The 17832-nt window shown below is 54.3% G+C and carries 15 protein-coding genes; 6 read left to right on the top strand and 9 right to left on the bottom strand.

Features of this window, described 5'->3' with window-relative positions:
• Window positions 1-6 precede the first annotated feature (6 nt).
• Window positions 7-867 (top strand): DeoR/GlpR family DNA-binding transcription regulator, encoded by an 861-nt coding sequence (locus VIJ98_RS09650; protein WP_323273669.1) that lies wholly within the window; start codon window positions 7-9, stop codon window positions 865-867.
• Window positions 868-1067: 200 nt separating this feature from the next.
• Window positions 1068-1823 (top strand): YoaK family protein, encoded by a 756-nt coding sequence (locus VIJ98_RS09645; RefSeq protein ID WP_154156145.1) that lies wholly within the window; start codon window positions 1068-1070, stop codon window positions 1821-1823.
• A 49-nt stretch (window positions 1824-1872) separates the two neighbouring features.
• On the opposite strand, the gene VIJ98_RS09640 is transcribed toward VIJ98_RS09645, so the two are convergent.
• Both VIJ98_RS09640 and VIJ98_RS09635 read right to left on the bottom strand, forming a co-directional pair.
• Complete coding sequence (locus tag VIJ98_RS09640) at window positions 1873-2418, bottom strand: NUDIX hydrolase (RefSeq protein WP_008104134.1); 546 nt, start codon at window positions 2416-2418, stop codon at window positions 1873-1875.
• 68 nt (window positions 2419-2486) lie between these two features.
• On the bottom strand, window positions 2487-3359 hold the full coding sequence (locus VIJ98_RS09635) for a LysR family transcriptional regulator (RefSeq protein WP_323273666.1): 873 nt from the start codon (window positions 3357-3359) through the stop codon (window positions 2487-2489).
• A gap of 103 nt (window positions 3360-3462) precedes the next feature.
• Here VIJ98_RS09635 and VIJ98_RS09630 point away from each other — a divergent pair, with 103 nt between their 5' ends.
• Window positions 3463-4557: an NADH:flavin oxidoreductase gene (locus VIJ98_RS09630; RefSeq protein ID WP_323273664.1), complete on the top strand. Its 1095-nt coding sequence runs from the start codon at window positions 3463-3465 to the stop codon at window positions 4555-4557.
• A 138-nt stretch (window positions 4558-4695) separates the two neighbouring features.
• On the opposite strand, the gene VIJ98_RS09625 is transcribed toward VIJ98_RS09630, so the two are convergent.
• Entirely contained in the window at window positions 4696-5598 is a 903-nt protein-coding gene (locus tag VIJ98_RS09625) for a ParB/Srx family N-terminal domain-containing protein (protein ID WP_323273662.1), read from the bottom strand.
• Window positions 5599-5730: 132 nt separating this feature from the next.
• Here VIJ98_RS09625 and VIJ98_RS09620 point away from each other — a divergent pair, with 132 nt between their 5' ends.
• The gene (locus tag VIJ98_RS09620; RefSeq protein WP_154193439.1) at window positions 5731-6363 is read left to right on the top strand and encodes a DapH/DapD/GlmU-related protein; all 633 of its coding nucleotides are present in this window, start codon (window positions 5731-5733) and stop codon (window positions 6361-6363) included.
• A gap of 218 nt (window positions 6364-6581) precedes the next feature.
• Window positions 6582-7739: a Fic family protein gene (locus VIJ98_RS09615; RefSeq protein WP_323273659.1), complete on the top strand. Its 1158-nt coding sequence runs from the start codon at window positions 6582-6584 to the stop codon at window positions 7737-7739.
• A 58-nt stretch (window positions 7740-7797) separates the two neighbouring features.
• On the opposite strand, the gene VIJ98_RS09610 is transcribed toward VIJ98_RS09615, so the two are convergent.
• The 3 genes from VIJ98_RS09610 to VIJ98_RS09600 form a co-directional block, all read right to left on the bottom strand.
• The gene (locus VIJ98_RS09610; RefSeq protein WP_323275806.1) at window positions 7798-8763 is read right to left on the bottom strand and encodes a GT-D fold domain-containing glycosyltransferase; all 966 of its coding nucleotides are present in this window, start codon (window positions 8761-8763) and stop codon (window positions 7798-7800) included.
• 257 nt (window positions 8764-9020) lie between these two features.
• Window positions 9021-10343: an NtaA/DmoA family FMN-dependent monooxygenase gene (locus VIJ98_RS09605; protein WP_323273656.1), complete on the bottom strand. Its 1323-nt coding sequence runs from the start codon at window positions 10341-10343 to the stop codon at window positions 9021-9023.
• A complete protein-coding gene (locus VIJ98_RS09600; protein ID WP_323273655.1) occupies window positions 10340-11269 on the bottom strand; it encodes an aliphatic sulfonate ABC transporter substrate-binding protein in 930 nt (309 codons plus the stop codon). Before VIJ98_RS09600 ends, VIJ98_RS09605 begins: the two co-directional genes overlap by 4 nt.
• A gap of 367 nt (window positions 11270-11636) precedes the next feature.
• On the opposite strand from VIJ98_RS09600, the gene VIJ98_RS09595 reads away from it, so the two are divergent.
• Window positions 11637-13997: a membrane-bound PQQ-dependent dehydrogenase, glucose/quinate/shikimate family gene (locus VIJ98_RS09595; protein ID WP_154193428.1), complete on the top strand. Its 2361-nt coding sequence runs from the start codon at window positions 11637-11639 to the stop codon at window positions 13995-13997.
• Window positions 13998-14057: 60 nt separating this feature from the next.
• Here VIJ98_RS09595 and idnD read toward each other — a convergent pair whose 3' ends face one another.
• From idnD to VIJ98_RS09580, 3 genes are read right to left on the bottom strand one after another with little or no spacing between them, the layout of a single operon-like run.
• Window positions 14058-15098, bottom strand: coding sequence for an L-idonate 5-dehydrogenase (gene idnD, locus VIJ98_RS09590; RefSeq protein WP_323273652.1), 1041 nt, complete (start codon window positions 15096-15098; stop codon window positions 14058-14060).
• An 11-nt stretch (window positions 15099-15109) separates the two neighbouring features.
• A complete protein-coding gene (locus VIJ98_RS09585) occupies window positions 15110-16465 on the bottom strand; it encodes an MFS transporter (RefSeq protein WP_258145181.1) in 1356 nt (451 codons plus the stop codon).
• A 20-nt stretch (window positions 16466-16485) separates the two neighbouring features.
• Window positions 16486-17775, bottom strand: a complete 1290-nt coding sequence (locus VIJ98_RS09580) for an MFS transporter (protein WP_008104110.1) — start codon at window positions 17773-17775, stop codon at window positions 16486-16488.
• Between the last annotated feature and the right edge of the window lie 57 nt (window positions 17776-17832).

Raw genomic sequence — 17832 nt, 5'->3', positions numbered from 1 at the left:
TGAAATATGGCGCACAACCCGCAGGACTCTTCCCTTGGCGTATTTATGGCCGAAACCTTACCCAGCGATAGCCGTCAGGCGCGCCAGCTCGCCCGTCGTCAACTAATCGCCGAAGCGGTGATGGCTGAAGGGGCGATCCGCATCGAAGATATCACCGATCGCTTTGGCATCAGTTTGATGACCGCGCATCGCGATATCGACGAGATGGTAGAACGCGGCCTGCTGCATAAATCGCGCGGCGTGGTATCCGCGACGCCAACCAGCCTGGTTGAATCCAGCGATATCTACCGCGCCACCCGTCAGCTGGAAGAGAAGCAGGCGATTGCCGATGTCGCCGCCACCTATCTCGAACCGGGGCAGGCGATTTTCCTCGATGATTCCACTACCGTGCTGCAGATGGCGCGACTGCTTTCCGCACGCGCGCCGCTAACGGTAATCACCAATTCACTTACTTTGATGAACGAGCTACGCAACGGCCGCGATATCACCTTGATGGGCCTCGGCGGACAGTTCTATCACTGGTGCAATGCGTTTATGGGCCGTATGACGCGGGATGAAATTGCCAGCCTGCGCGCCGACGTGTTTTTCGTCAGCATGTCAGCGATTATCGACGATGCGGTGTTTCATCAATCTGCTGAAACGGTGGAGACCAAACGCGCGATGTTTGACGCCGCGCAGAAGCGCATTCTGATGATGGATAACACCAAGTTTGAACGTCGAGCGCTGCACCGCTTTGCGCATCTGAGTGAATTCGATGTGGTGATTGTCAATCAGGGCACGCCGGTGCCTATTTTGCGTCGTATGCAGGATTTAGGGGTAAAGGTGGTGGTCGCGCCAATGAAAATAAATCATTCGGTTAATTCGTGAAAAGAGGGTCACCATAAATGGCGACCCTACGATTATATGGCATGCCAATCTTTACATTAATTTAAATATATTCCCGCCTCGTTGATTTTTTTACTTTCTTTAATTCGTTCAGCGTCTTATTCGGGAATTTCCTGGTCATGCACTCAGCGTAGTGCTCTATGGTTATTATTCGGCCCTGGTTCAGAATAATGAGGTATCTGATGCTGATTAAACTTAAACGCACACGCACGCATGATGAGGACAGGAATCTGGCAATGTGGCTTGCCACCGCAGCCGGCGTGCTCAATGCGATCGCCTTGGGGGCGTTTGGCTTTTTCCCCTCACACATGTCAGGTAATACCTCACAATTATCCAGTGAAGTATCGAACGTTAATTTCCGCGATATCACCTTTTTAGCCACCATTCTGTTTGCCTTTGTTTGTGGTGCGGTCACGGCGAGAATGGTGGTGATCAGCGGATTAGCCAACGGCAATCGTATTATATTCTGCCAAATACTGTGGGTTGAAGGGCTGGCCTTAATCGCGTTATCGCTGTTTGAAATGTTCTTTTATTCATCGGCCAATAACCGGGAAGTTATTGTAATTCTCGGCTTCCTGATGGGCGTACATAATTCAACCTCAACGCAGTTATCCAATGGTCGCGTACGTTCAACCCATATTACCGGTACCTTAACCGATGCCGGAATTTCTCTGGCATCAGTATTAGCGGCGCTGTTCCGCCGCGATCCGTCAAAGCAGATCTCGGGCCAGAAACGCCAGCTGTGGACGCATCTGACCACCATTTTCTCTTTCCTGATTGGCGGGATTGTCGGCCTGATGATGTTTAAACATCTTGGTTTTAAAGCCATGGCGATGGTGGGCGGCATACTACTAATTGTTGCCACCCTGGCGATGGTGAGAACGGTGGTGCGCGTAAAGAACAACCGCTCACTGGCCTTAAAACCGTCCAGCAAATAAGGCCGCAACCTTAGCAGCCGCATTGATCAAGCGGCTGCTAAAGACGAGATTAGTCGATAAGATTTTTCGCTCTGGCCAGCAGAAACGCGGTCACAGACGTTGCGTCGGTGATCTTGCCTGCCAGAATTAATTCAAGAAATTCGACAGTTTTGATTTTTCTCGCGGTTAATCCTACTTCTTCTGCATCCAGATTTTGTCCCTGATAGCTCAGGTTACTCGCCAGATAAATGTGATAGCCCTGCGCGGAATAGCCTTGCGCTAATTTTTGATAACCCACGTGTTCAAGCTGCCCGGCAATGAGCCCGGTTTCTTCTAGTAGCTCGCCAGCGGCAAGATCTTCAGGTGCGGCATCGGGCGCAAGTTCCCAGCTTCCCTGTGGCAGTTCAATGGTGCGTTCACCCAGCGGATAGCGGAACTGTTCAACCACATAAATGTGGTCATCCTCAACTGGCAAAATCACCACAAAATCATTCTTCTCAATCACCGAATAGATGCCTTCGCTGCCATCGGCGCGCTGGATTTTGTCCTCTTTCAAGGTTAACCAGCGGTTACGGTAAATCTCAGTTGAAGCAAGAGTATGGATTTCAGGTTTCACTGTTGGCCTCCGTGATCTCAATAAGTGAATAACTATAACCACGATCGCCGTTAGCTTTTTCTGAATTCTCACGCCATCGCCTGTTTCAGGGCATTCAGAAAGACCGTGACGCGCGTTGGCAAATGGCGAGCGGTGGGAAACAGCGCCCAGACGCCGAGCAGCTGCGGTTGTGCATCTCGCAAGCCAATCTCAATCAGTTCACCGGCCGCCAATTCCTGCTGCACATCCCACGCAGAGAGCTGGGCGATGCCGCTGCCCGCCACACATAAGGTACGCACACCTTCCACATTGCTGCCGCTGAAACGGCCTTCAACGCTGACACTGGAAATATGGTCGTCGACCATAAAACTCCATTGCGGTACGCCGGATAAACGCAGGCAGTTATGCTGATGCAAATCGGCCAGCAGTTGTGGAGTGCCGAAGCGCGCTAAGTAGTCTGGAGAAGCACAGAGCACCCGCGGATTATCCGCCAGTCGCTGCGCCACTAACCGCGAATCCCGCAGCGGGGCGATGCGAATGGCGACATCATAGCCGAGCCCAACAATATCGGTGACGTTATCGCTGAGTTGAAAATCGATCTTCAGTTCGGGATTCTCCGCCATCAGCGCGGGCAGCAATGGAATAATGGTGCGGCGGCCAAAGCCAGAAGGCGCGGTGATACGCAGTTGGCCGGTGGCGCCTTGTTTATCCGGCGAGAACAGATTACGCGCGCTCTGTTCGGTCTCCGTCAGGGTTTTGGCGTAGGGCAAAAACTCTTCACCTTCATCCGTTAACGCAATGGCGCGGGTGGTGCGATGCAGCAGGCGCACGCCGAGATCTTCCTCCAGCGAGGCGAGTCGGCGCGATACCGTCATCGGCGTGGTGTTTAGTCGCCGCGCGGCCTGCGTCAGGCTGCGCGTCTGGGTGACCATCAGGAATACTTCAACATCCTTTGAGTTCATTGTAACGATTTCCGTTATACAGACGTATCATCATCGGCCATTTTTGTCCCTGTGGCGACCGAATATACTGCGCTCTGTAGATAATCCGCATTCAGAGAGCAATATGAGTGATAAACATCTTTTTCAGAGCGGGACACTGAACCGGCTGGCGCTGAAAAATCGCATCATGGTGGCGCCCATGACGCGCATCTCCGCCAGCGTCGACGGCATACCGGGCGAACGTATGCAGCTCTATTATCAGCGCTTCGTGCGTGGCGGCTTTAGCGCCATCATCACCGAAGGCATCTATATCGATGAAGCCTGGTCGCAAACCTATGCGTTTCAGGCCGGGCTAGTTAACGCCAAACAGAGCGCTGGCTGGCGGTCAATTACCGATCGCGTGCATCAGCGCGGCGGCAAAATCATTGCGCAGTTGATGCATGCCGGGGCGATATCGCAGGGCAACATTTATCGAGCAGACACGCTCGCGCCTTCTTCGATACAGCCACGCGGAGAACAGCTCGGTTTCTATCACGGTCATGGTGCCTATCCGCTGCCGCGTGAAATGGATGAAGAGCAGATCCAGCAGGTGATCGACAGCTTTGCGCAAACGGCGGCGCGGGCAATCGGCGAAGCGGGTTTTGATGGCATCGAAATTCATGGCGCAAATGGCTATCTGCTGGACCAGTTCTTCACCGATTACACCAATCAGCGCAGCGATCGCTGGGGCGGCGATATCGTGGCACGCTTGTCTCTGACACTGGCGGTGATCGCCGCTGTGCGCCAGCGCGTAGCGCATGATGTTACGCTGGGAATTCGGCTCTCGCAGGGCAAAGTGAATGATTTCCAGCATAAATGGCGTGAAGGCGAAGCGGGCGCGCGTCAGGTATTCGCCGCAATAGCTGAGGCTGGCGTGGATTATCTGCACCTGACCGAATATGACGCGCTGCAACCGGCGTTTGCCGATTCGCCGCTGTCGCTGGTGCAAATTGCACGGCAGGCGGCGCCGAATTTGCCGATTATCGCTAATGGTTCGTTAAGTGATGCCAGCTCGGCGGCGCAGGCGCTGGAGCAGGGCGCGGATTATGTGTCGATTGGCAAAAGCGCACTGGCGAATCCCGACTGGCCGACGCGTATTCGTGATGCTGTAGAACTGCGCGTCTTTGATAAAAACCTGTTAGCGCCGTCTGCGGATGTGAAAAACTGCGAGTTGGTGTAACGTCTGGCAAAAGGGCTGATTAAGCGTAATTTTTGATTCAAGCATTAATTTGCATATGTATGCAGGTGCGCATGAATGCGCACCCTACGAAAAACGCGGCAACCTTTTGTACGGTCGCCATTTATGGCGACCGTATGGTTATTGTGCGAAGGCCCACGTCAATTTGCCGTCATCGGAGACCAGCTTTTCCAGCTTCTTCTCGTTCACTTTCTTGCGTGCGCCTAACCGATCCGCCGTCAGCGGGCCGCTATCGCTGTGCGCAATTACCGTGTCTTTCGGCACGCTGGTCATCTTCTCAGCGATGGTTTCCAGCGCTTTGGCGTAACCGCCGCGATTGTTGAGATCAAAGTTCTTCAGTGGGAGCTGAGTTTCCAGCCATTTGCCCCAGTAGAATTCAAGGAACGGCGGCGGATTTTGCTCTTTATCAAAGCCAATATCGCGCACAAAATAGACCAGCGAGCGATATTCATCATTCTGCATGTGCTGGCGACCCAGCTCTTTCGGCAGCGCATCCGGTTTAATTTTGCCAGATGGCGTGTCCAGCCACACCAGATGTGCCGCTTCCATTTTTTGCCAGAAGGCGGACATGGTTTTCAGACTGCGGAAGTCATTGGTAATGCGTACCTGCACCGGCGTGTTGAGACCGGCGATATCGACGAAATTACTGAAAGTATGATGACCATCGGTAAGGTACAGCACATTATCCGGTGCAATCACTGCCGTTTTCATCGGGCCAGGTTCGCTGCCGACCGGCGCTTTACAACTGAAGCTGCTGGGCTGCGAGAGACGTGATTTACTATCAAATTTATCGACGCCTTTCTGACCCATGCTTTCGCAATAATCATCAAACAGCTTTTTCGGTTCGGCTTCATAACGATGTTGTTTGTAATCCAGCTGACGATAGCCAATCGCGGCCTGCGTCGGATGGAGTTGCGCTAACTGCACTTGCACAATATCACCGGCTTTGATGTCGGCGGGCAGCGCGGCAGATGCCTGTCCGGCTGACCACAACAGCACCAGTATTGACCACGGTGTTCTCATTCCCTTTCCTCAAATCGCCCATTGCAGATGCGCACAATAGCATTTCTGTCATCTTGTCGCTGTAGCGTGATGTCTCGCGGTTGCCCAGTCGCAACCGCTTATCCAGACATCTGACCACACGGAGCTTTGATTATGGCACTCGCTGCTGTGCAACCGGCAAAACTGCAACACACCGTTATCGATCCCAGCGTGCGTATGCGCGAAACCCAGATTGGCGCGCAATGTGAAGTGCTGGCCGAAACCTATATCGAATATAGCGAACTCGGCGATTTCTCCTATCTCGGTGAGCACTGCTGTGTCGCCGATGCGCAGATTGGGCGCTTTACCGCCATTGCCAATCATGTGCGGATTGGCGCGCCCAATCATCCGATGGATCGCGCTTCGCAGCACCGTTTCACCTACTGCCCGGAATACTACGATGGGCAGGCGGAGCGCGATAATGGCTTCTTTGCCGAGCGACGCGCCGATCGCGTGATTATTGGTAATGATGTGTGGATTGGGCATGGCGTGATCGTTCTGCCGGGCGTAACGGTGGGGGATGGCGCGGTGCTGGCGGCCGGTGCGGTGGTGACGAAAGATGTACCGCCTTACACCATTGTCGGTGGCGTGCCAGCCAAAGTGATCCGTGCGCGTTTCGCTGCGGATATTGCCGCACAACTGCAGGCAATTGCCTGGTGGAACTGGCCGCTGGAGAAATTGATGACGAATCTGGCGGATTTCCAGTCATCCGATCTCCGCACATTCTGCCAGCGACACGGCAGCTAACCGCGCTGTAAGCGCCATTTGTCGTCGCAGCTAATCTCAAGTAAACTCAAAATACACTGTTTTTGAGATTGCTTGAGATGAAACTGCGTCGTCCGCCTGCTCAACTTATTGATTCGTTAAGTATCAGTGAGATTAATTCGCTCCTCGCTAGTCATGCCGAGTGGGATGAGCGCTATCTGCATTTCGATGAATTGTACCGTCGAGTCAGTGATGGCCAAATGCGTGAGAAACTGTGGAGCGCATTGAAATTCAAGCGCCGCAACAGCTTGCAGCACTTTGTGATCGCCGATCAAACCGTGACCTGTAACCTCACGGCCAAAATCACGGCGGCGATGTCGGTGGTCGATCGTATGACCTTTGCGCGCAATGGCGAACCGACGGATGAGGACGCGGCTTCTTACCTGATGTCTCAGCTGATCATGGAAGAGGCGATCTCATCCAGTCAGTTGGAAGGCGCGGCGACAACCTCGCGGGTGGCGATGGAGTTGCTGGCGGTGGGGCGTGCACCGCGCAACGAAGATGAAAGCATGATCATGGGCAACTGGCGGCTAATGCAGCACATTGCCACGCTGGGTGATGCGCCGTTAACACGCGCCGATATTCTGGAAATTCATCACATCGCCTGCGCTGGCATTAATGATGACAATTATCGGCCCGGCGCCGTGCGTGACAATAACGATGTGTTTGTTGCCGGGCGGGATGGCGAAATCATTCATCAGCCGCCGGATTATCAGCGGCTGAATAGCCTGCTGGACGCGTTATGCGCCGAAGTTGCGTGGCTGGAGCAGCAGGGCAAGCATCCGTTGCTGGTCGCCTGCGTAATGCACTTTGCCATCGGCTACATTCATCCCTTTAATGATGGCAACGGTCGCACCGCGCGCGGGCTGTTCTACCATCATCTGATTCGTCACGGTTATAGCGCATTCCGCTACATCTCTATTAGCAAGCTGTTGAAAGCCGCAGCGGTAAAGTACGGCATCTCCTATCTGTACAGCGAAACCGATGAGATGGATCTGACCTATTTCGTGCAGTTCCAGTGTGAAGTGGTGATGCGCGCGGTTAATGCATTCACCGAGCAAATCGCCACGCTGCACAAAGAGCGAGAGCGTCTGGTGACGTGGGTGGAAGAGAATATGACCTTAGCCAAAGGTGAGCTGGATATCATGGCAATCGCACTGAATGCGCCGGGTTCATTACTCAGTTCTGCCGGGATTAAATCGCGGCTCGGCATTGCGGATAACACCGCGCGTGCGCGCCTGAAAAATCTCACCGAACAGGGATTGTTGCGTCCACTCAAGGAGGGGAAAGGAACGGTGTATCAGGCGCCTGTTTCACTGCGCAAGCTGCAAGAGTGGCTGAAAAAGCGCGAAGGGTAACAACGTCATCGCAAGCAATCTCAAAATACCCTGTTTTTGCGATTGCTTGCGATGTGGATTAGACCGGCGGATGCATCACCATCGCCGACAGCACCGCTTCCTGTGGCAGCTCGACATGCAACAAAATCTGCTGGCGATAGTGCTCATCGGCGTCGCGCGCATCGTCGCTGAGCAACACGCCAACTTCATTGACGTTCTTGCCAGCCACCTGCACCTTGTCACGCGCGGCACTGAGCATCCATTCATACTCGATATCAATGTGGCCGGTATCAATACAGCGAATGCCATGCTGGCTGAGATCGTAAGCCAGCACCGTTGCGGTGGGGCCGAGCGACATCAGCACCATATCGTAATCGCGTGCATGCGCCAGGACGGCGCTGTAGAGATCGTTGTAGACCGAGAAGGCGTTGCGATTGAGCGTGGTGATGCGCTTAATCTCCCGCGCGCCGCCGAGCAAATCGTTGCCGATGCCGAGACGCGTGCCGCTACCTTCCACAATTAATATCTTTTTGTCACTGAACAGTTGCTGGAACTTATTAAACACACGAGCAGCCTGTTGCTTATCCTTATAGTCATGATAGGGACGCGTAACTGAGGTATTACCGTAGCGATAATCTTTCTTTAATAACGCTTCATAATGGCGGAAATAAAACGCTTTATGAAAAAACCAGAATAGGGCCGAGCCAAAACGCATATTCGAGGTGCCGCGAAAGGCATCCGGCAAACACAATAAGCACGTATTCTTCGGCTGGCTTCCGCGACGTAATATCTCTTTAAGGCGAATCGAGAGACGTTCATCGAAAGATTGAAAACCGATATTCTTGAACAAGGTCATTTCCAGTTCGCCGTCGCCATAGCGGCTCATGGAGAGCTTGTCGTTGTTGAGCAGCAGGTCAATGGTTTGCTCAGGCGACATCACCTGATATTGCCGGGCATGCGCATTGGCAACCGGATACTTAAAAGCAGCGTGTGTGAGTTTAAAAGGAAAACGTAATTTACGATAAAAGAAATCTGCGCTAATCATCATAACCTTCTTTTTTATAGCGGACTTGCCGCAGAGCAGTTATGTGATTTATATCACGCTCAATCGGTGATAACAGGCTGAGGAAACTCTCAAAAAGGTATTGAGTCGTAATAGTTAATCAATTCAAAAAATCTTAAATAAAGACTGCGGAAATGAAAATGTAATAAAAATGCGCTTATTCGCACCGCTGAGATAATCGTTGCCAGGAATAATCGCAGCGGTGCTTTTATAATCTATTAAGTTATTTCAATTAATGTCTAACTGTGAAAGCGATTTTCCGGCTTTACTAAGCCTAAACGATCGCGCAGCGTGCCCGGCTGATAGTCGTTGCGGAAGACGCCCGCGTCCTGCAGGCGCGGTACAACCTGTTCGAGGAAGCGATCTTCGTTCTCATCAATGTAGGTGGGCAAAATGACAAAACCGTCGCAGGCCTGATGCTGATACCAGTCAATCATCTGCTGCGCAATGCTATCCGCTGTGCCGGTCGGCGCCGGGAAAGACAAGCTTTCCGCGTAGCGTTTTGCCATTTCACCCAGCGTCAGGTTCTGCTCAATGGCGCTGGAAATCACATACTGGAAACGGCCTTTGCTGCCGGTGATCTTTTCACGCAGATCCGGCACCGGACCATCAATTGGATACTGCGACAGATCGATATTCATGCTGGCCGAGACAAAACTCAGGCCCGATTCCACAGTAATCAATGATTTCAGGTATGCCGCACGCTCCTCGGCATCGCGCTGCGTGTGGCCGACAATCGGCACCATGCCAGGCAGAATGCGCAGTTGATCGGGCTGACGCTGATACTGCTGCGCACGCTGTTTCAGGGTTTGATAGAACTGCTGCGCGCGTTCCCGATTGGGCTGCACCACAAACAGCACTTCCGCCTGTTGCGCCGCCAGATCGATAAAGGCCTCCGAGACGCCAGCCTGAATCACCACCGGATGACCTTGTGGCGGGCGCGGCAGGTTCAGCGGGCCCTGCACGTCGAAAGATTCACCTTGATGATCGAGTCGATGGAAGCGTGACGGTTCGGCAAAGCGCGCCTGCGCTTTATCCAGAATCAGCGCGTCCTCTTCAAAGCTGTCCCACAGCGCTTTCATGACATCGATAAATTCTGCCGCGCGGCGATAGCGATCCTCATGGCTGAAGTGTTCGCTGCGACCAAAGTTGCGCGCTTCGGCGTGGCTCAGCGAGGTAACCACGTTCCACGCCGCGCGCCCGCCGCTGATGTGGTCGATGTTGGCCAACTGACGCGCGGTGGTATACGGCACCGAATAGGAAGAGGAAACCGTGCCGCCGAGTCCGATGTGGTCAGTCACCGCCGCCAGCGCGGCTAATAATGTTAAGGGTTCAGACCAGCCAACCTGACGATGTTGCACGGTGTGCGCCAGATGACCGCCATAAACATCATCAATCGCCAGCTTGTCAGCGACAAAAATCATGTCCAGCTTCGCGGCTTCGGCGCGTTGGGCAATTTTGCGATACAGCGGCCAATTACTGCCGCCGGTCGCGGCCGAATCGGGATGACGCCAGCCGCCCTGATGAATGCCGGAGTCGAGGTAGAGCGCCAGATTCATCATGGTTTGGCGGCTCCGTTGGCGCTAAAGAAGGTGGCATCCACCAGTTTGTCGGCTTTTAAGCCGGGTTTGATCAGGCCGCCACGGGTGAAGGTATCAATTGCCAGCTGCTGGCGTTTCTCCACCAAGGCGTAATCTTCTACCGGCGCGTTGTTTTCACGCTGCACTTTGCTCAGCGCCACCGCATCTGGCAGACGCAGCAGTTTGGCGATCTCGCTGGCGTACGCTTGTGGATGCGCCACGCCCCAAGCGCGTGCGCGGATCAGGCGCTGACGGAAGTCTGCGAGCTGCTCTCGCTTGCTGGCGATGGCGCTATCGGTCGCCACCAGATAGTTTGAAACCGGAGAGTTTTTGCCGTCGATGGCGATACGATCGCCGGATTGCGCCACGGCAAATGACACATAGGGTTCCCAGGTTGCCACCGCATCCACCGCGCCATTATCCAGCGCCAGCGTTGCTTCCGACGGCGTAGTAAAGACAAAACTGACGCTGTCGTCTGGCAAACCCGCTTCGTGCAGCGCATTCAGCACCATATTTTGTCCGGACGATCCTTTTACCGTCGCCACTTTTTTACCTTTTAAGTCGGCGATGCTGTGCAAGGCGCTGTTGTTTTTCACCACGATGGCATTGCCGAGATATTGCGATGCCTGAATGGCGCGGATCTGTGCGCCCGCCGCCACGGCAAATGACAGCGGACCATCGCCGACCAATCCGGCATCCAGATGCTGGGAATTGAGCGACTCCAGCAGTGGCGCAGCGTTGGGGAATTCATACCATTTGATTTCATATGGCACATTGTTGAGCTCGCCGGCGGCGGACATCACCGCGCGAGCATTACCTTTTTGATCGCCAACGATCAGTTCGTTGCTGGCAGCGTGTGAAGTCACCGTGAGGAGCAACAATGAGCAAGCTAATAAAGTGATTTTCATAACGTTTCCCGGGTAAAAAGAAAACAGCGTAAGTTTTCAACTACAGCGGGCGTAGTAATAAATCCGCACAAGGTTATGTCTCAGGCGCAAAAGCCAGCAAATCGCGTACTCTCGCCATTTCCCGTTATCAAAAAATGCGAATTTTCCTCACTAATGATTAATTCTCTCAACGAAAATGAAACGTGATTTCAGTCACACATTGAGCGAGGCGGTAGCTGGCAGCCATTAGCCAAACTACATTCATTAGCGGAGCTAACGACACAACTCGCAACGGGTTTTTACTAAACGGTAACGTACGTTAAAATTCTGTTGATTTTATGTGGGGTTATTTTTGAGGTTTTTCGATGAAAATGGTTGAGGGATTAGCATGGTTAACAAACTAACCAGTATCGTGCTCGCGATTCTGGCGATTGCCTTGCTGTACATGGGCGGCAAGCTGTTAATGCTGGGCGGCAGCGCCTTCTATGCACTGATGGCGGTGGGCTTACTTATTACCGCAATTTTACTGTTCCGCAACCAGCGCAGCGCGCTGGCGCTGTATGCGGTGCTGATGTGGATTACGCTCGCCTGGATTATCTGGGAAGTGGGCTTTGATAAATGGCAGTGGATCCCACGCGGTGACCTGTTCGGTGTGATCGGCCTGTGGCTGGCGATGCCGTGGGTGGTGAAACCGCTGTATCGCGGTGAACGCCGTTTCCACGGCTTCCTCGGCGGCACCGTGATTATCATGATTGTGGTGGTGATTGGTCTGTGCTTCTACGATCCGATTCCGCAGCAAGGCACTATCAGCAATGCCCGCGAACAGAACAGCGAGCAGGGCGCTGCTAACGACTGGACCGCGTACGGTGGTTCGTCTGACGGCCTGCGTTTCTCATCGCTGAATCAGATCAGCAAAGAGAACGTCAAAAACCTCGAAGTGGCCTGGACTTATCACACTGGCGATCTGCGCCAGGATGCGGATGCTACCGAATACACCTTCGAAGCCACGCCGCTGAAAGCCAACGGTATGCTGTACTTCTGTACGCCGCATAACGAAGTGCACGCGCTTGATCCGGAAACCGGCGCGGTGAAGTGGAAATTCACGCCGAATAAAGATCGCTCTTACCTGCAGCAGCATCAAACCTGTCGCGGCGTAAGCTACTACGAAGAAACCCCGGTTGCCGCGCAGGATAGCGCAGCGAATCCGGCTATCTGCCGTAAGCGTATCTTTAACGCCACCACCGATGCGCAGCTGATTGCGCTGGATGCCGATACCGGTAAACCGTGTGCTGATTTCGGTCAGAACGGTGTGGTTGATCTGCACGCCAACATGGGTGAAGTGCGTCCACATGCGCTGATGCAAACCGCAGCACCGCTGGTCGCGGGCAAGCTGGTGATCGTTGGCGGTTCCGTGATGGATAACGGCTTCAACAGCGGCAACCCGTCAGGCGTGATTCGTGCGTATGACGTGCAAAGCGGCCGTCTGGTGTGGAACTTTGATCCGGCCAACCCGGAAAACACCGCACCAATCGCTGCCGGTCAAAACTACCCGCAGGACACGCCAGTAGCGTGGGGCACGTTGAGTGCTGACCTGAAAAACGGCGTGGTGTATGTGCCGTTTGGTAACGCTTCACCGGATGAAGTGGGCATTGAACGCGATCCGAACAGCAACACCGAGAAGTTCCGCGATGCGCTGGTGGCGTTGGATCTGCAAACCGGTGCGTTCAAATGGCGTTATCAGAGCTCCAACCACGATCTGTGGGACCGCGATAATCCGTCACAGCCTTCGCTGGTGGACATCGATTATCAAGGCCAGAAGCAGCCTGTGGTGATCCTGCCGACCAAAACCGGCAACCTGTTTGTGCTGAACCGTCTTACCGGCCAGCCGGTGTATCCGGTAAACCAGGTAAAAGTCTCTACTGAAGGTGGCGTCGCGGGTGAGAAATTTGCGGCAACCCAGCCGGTTTCCAGCCTGAACTTCATCCCGCAGCCGTTGACTGAGAAGTCAATGTGGGGCATCACGCCGTTTGACCAGATGTCATGCCGCATGGATTTCCGAAGCTTGCGGTATGATGGCAATCCGTGGACGCCAGCAACTGAAGGTGGTTCGCTGATCTTCCCTGGCAACATTGGTGTGTTCAACTGGGGTTCTGTTGCTGTCGATCCGCAGCGTCAAATGCTGATTGCCGCGCCAGTGCGTCTGGCTTACAAATACAACCTGATCAAACGCAGCGAGCAGACCGCCACCGAGCGCCTGTTCACCAAAGATGGCACGCCATACTGGAACGAAAACTTCCACGGTGATTACGCGATTCATATCCAGCAGATGGCGTCTGGCCTCGGCATTCCATGTGTTGCGCCACCTTGGGGCCGCATGGTGGGCGTGGATCTGAAGACCGGTAAAACCGAATGGCTGCGCCGCGTCGGCGTTACCAAAAACCTGAAAACCAGCTTCCTGCCTGGCCGTTTCCCAATCGGTTTCCCGATGGGCATGGTGGCGCACGGTGGTCCATTGCTGACTGCGGGTGATTTGGTGTTCCACGGTGCAACCGCGGATAACTTCTTCCGCGCCTACGACAGCACCACCGGCGAACTGCTGTGGCAAACCGAGCTGAGTGCCGGTGCGCAAGCCACGCCGTCTACCTTTATGGGCAAAGACGGTAAGCAGTACGTGGTGATTGCAGCAGGCGGTCACGGTTCGCTCGGCACCCAAGCGGGTGACAGCGTGGTGGCATTCCGTTTGAAGTAACCGAATAGTGCGAAAACGTATGACAACGGCTGGTGCATCGCATCAGCCGTTTTTTTACGCTTAGAAAACCAACTGCACCTTAGCCGCACGCTCTTTATCCGCAGCCATTTCCAGCGCAAGTGCCGCATCCTGCATGGGCATTTCGGCTGATAGCAGCGGCAGCGGATTGATCTTGCCTTGCTCGAGCCAGCGTACTGCGGTGGTGAACTCGCTGGTGAAGCGGAAGGAGCCACGCAGCTGTATCTCTTTGACCAGCAACGGTCCGATAGGATAGTTCACTTCAGCCGCGCCCATGCCGAGCTGCACGATAATGCCGCCCGGACGCGTAAAGGCAACCAGCGAAGCCACCGCCGCGCCTGCGCCGGAAGCTTCAAAACAGACCTCAAAACTGCCGCCATTTTCCGCCCAGCGCGCAGTTTGCTGTTCGTCACGCGGATCCACCACCGCGCTAGCGCCCATCTCGTTCGCCAGCTGACGGCAGCGTTCGCTGATATCGGTCGCTACCACTTCGGTAGCACCTGAAGCCAGTGCCGCCGCGATCACCAGACAACCGATCGGCCCGGCGCCGGTGACCAGCACGCGCTTGCCGGTTAAATCACCCGCCTGACGTACCGCATGAATGCACACCGCCAGCGGTTCGGCGAAGGCCATCACTTTGGCCTCTGCATCATCGCCGTACGGCACGCACTGCACGGGATTCACCGCCACATATTGGGCAAATCCGCCGTTAACATGTGGGAAAAACTGCGCGCTGCCCATAAAGCGCATTGAGCGGCAAAGGTTCTGTTTTCCTTCCTGACACAGCGCACACAACTGGCAGGGTTGGGAAGGGTTGATCGCCACGCGCTGGCCAACTTTCAGGTCGCTGTTTTCTGGCACTTGCTCGATGATGCCAACAAACTCATGGCCTAAAATCATCGGCGCTTTCAGCACCGACATGCCCGCGCGGCCATGCTGGAAATAGTGAATATCCGAGCCACAAATCCCGCCACGCTCAACTTTGACCAACACTTGCTGTGCGTTCCACTCAATTTCCCGCGACTCACAGCGCACATCATGTGCGGCATTGACGATCACCGCGTTCACTGTTTTCTGCTGCATCTTGCTTCTCTCTATGCGTTTGAAGGGGTTTCGAATTTCTTCTTATTTTCAGCGCGTTCTTCGCCGGGCGGTGTCATCACTTCAATTTTGCCAACCAGCAGCAGGTAGGCCAAAAAGCCCATCAGCGCGACGGCGGCGATGTACCACATGGCATACTGGAAGTTGTGGGTGCGCTGCAAAATAACGCCAATGATGATCGGGCTGACAATGCCGGAAAGATTGCCAAAAATGTTCAGAAAGCCGCCGATGGTGCCGATTAAGTGGCGCGGAATCACATCGCTGCATACCACCCAGCCGAGATTAGAGAAGGCGTTGGCGAAGAAAGCGATAGAGAGAATGGCAATGGCAATTACCGGGCTATCCTGGAAGAAATTCACCAGCGCAATCGAGCAAGTAAGCAACATGCCCAGCATCACCGGCAGCTTGCGCGCAAAAGTGCGGCTGCGGCCACGCTTCAACAGGAAATCACTCAGCGTTCCGCCACACAGCACGCCCGCCATCGCCATCAGATAAGGGAACATCGCGCCAATCCCCGCTTTATCGATCGACAGATGCAGCCCTTTTTCCAGATAGACAATAAACCAGGTCAGGAAAAAGTAGAGCGTCGATGAAGCCGCAAACTGCGCAATAAACAAACCCCATGTGGTGCGCTGACGCAGGATGTATTTCACCGACTGCCAGTTAACTTTGCCGTTGCCGGTTTGCTGATTTACCGAACCGTGACCGCCGCCTTTGCGGATAATATCGAGTTCAGCGTCATTCACTTTGCTGCTGTGCTGCGGATCGCGATAGACAATCAGCCAGTAAATACCGAACACAATTCCCACCAGGCCAGAGAGATAAAACGACATCTCCCAGCCCCATTGGCTGACGATAAACGACAGCACCGGCGTCAGCAGCGCCAGGCCAATATATTGCGCGCTGGAGTAGGTTGCCGTTGCACGCGCACGTTCATGGTCGGGAAACCAGGTGGCGATGATTTTGGTGTTGGAGGGAAAAGAGGGCGCTTCCGCCACGCCAATCAGCGCGCGGCACACCAACAGCATCATAAATGACGCAGTGGCGGTGGTGAAAAAGTGATGCGATGCCAATCCCATCAGCAGGGTAAACAGGCTCCACAGCACAATCGCGCTGCCGTATAGCCAGCGCGAACCAATCCGGTCAAGCAGATAGCCGACCGGAATTTGGCTCAGCGCATAAAACCAGGTAAACATAGAGAACAGCAAACCGAGTTGGGTGGCGGATAAGAAAAACTCGCCCTGAATATGGGAACCGGCCACCGCCAGGTTAGCGCGATCCATGTAATTAATCGCGGTGACAATAAACAGCATGAATAAAACGCTTAAACGCGTGCGCGTGGGTTTCATGGTCATGACTTCATTCTCTATTAGTATGCAGAGCGGGTTTGTGCCGTTGGCGTGCTCAGGCTGCTAAAGGTGGTGAGCGCGGTGAGTAATACCGCGACAACCAGCGATCCACCCATAAATACGTAAGATGCCGCCGGGCTGCCGGTCAGGCCATTGAGATAGCCCACAATCCACGCGCCGACGAACGAACCGAGCGCACCGAAACAGACTACGAAGGACATCGCGCCCGCCACCACGTTGCGTGGCAGCATCTCAGGAATCGCCGCGAAGAATGGGCCATACGGCGTGTACATCGCACCGCCAGCAATCACCAACAGCACCCATGAGAGCCAGAAGTGGGTCGCACCGAGCGTAAAGGAAGCAATGAAGCACACCGCGCCCAGCCCAAGGAAAAGCAGCACGATGTTTTTACGCTGCTGATATTTATCGGAGAACCAGGATGCGGTCAGCATCAGCGGCACAGCGAGCAGATAGGGCGCGGCAGAGAGCCAGCCAGTCGCAACGATGCCCATGCCAGACGCACTCTTTAACATCGAAGGCAGCCACATGATGAAACCGTACATGCCGATATTCCAGAAGAAGTGGATGAAAGCCAGCGCCAGCACCTTAGGCGAGCGGAAAGCTTCACGGTAATTCTTAACCGGTTTGATCGACTGCTGCTCTGCCGCCAGCGCGTTTTCGACTGCACGCTTTTCCGCTTCGCTCAGCCATTTGGCATCGCGCGGTCGGTCGGCATAAATTTTCCACCAGATAAACGCCCACAAAATGGCGGGCACACCTTCAATAATGAACATGCCGCGCCAGCCAAAGGAATTCACCAGATAGCCGGAGAGGATCGACATCCATAACACGGTAATCGGATTGCCGAGGAACAGAAAAGTATTGGCTTTGGAACGCTCCGCGCGCGTGAACCAGTGGCTGAGGAAGATCAGCATCGCAGGCATCACCACACTTTCCGCCACGCCAAGCAGGAAGCGAATCACCGCCAGCAGCGCCACGCTGTGCACCATGCCGGTCGCGGTAGCCAATGCGCCCCACAGGATCAGGCTCCAGAAAATCAGCTTCTTCGCCGAGTGCTTTTCAGCGTATATGCCGCCCGGCACCTGAAAACAGAAGTAACCAAGGAAAAATAGTGCGCCGAGTAGAGCTGAAATGGCGGGCGTGATATTGAGATCTTCAGCCAGACCTGCGGCGGCACCGAAACCGTAGTTGGCACGATCGAGGTAGGCGAGGCTATAGGTAATAAAGGCAATCGGGATGAGTTTTCCCCACCGACTGGCCGGTAAAATCCCTGCAATATTCTGGTTCATGGTATGACCTCAGGTCGCTTGAGTAGGATACAGCTGAGTCTTGATGCCCAGCTTAGG

Source organism: Pantoea sp. S18, from assembly GCF_045689705.1.
Classification (GTDB): Bacteria; Pseudomonadota; Gammaproteobacteria; order Enterobacterales; family Enterobacteriaceae; genus Pantoea; species Pantoea symbiotica.
The sequence above is the reverse complement of the archived record's forward strand: the minus strand, read 5'-3'. Positions and strand labels throughout refer to the sequence as shown.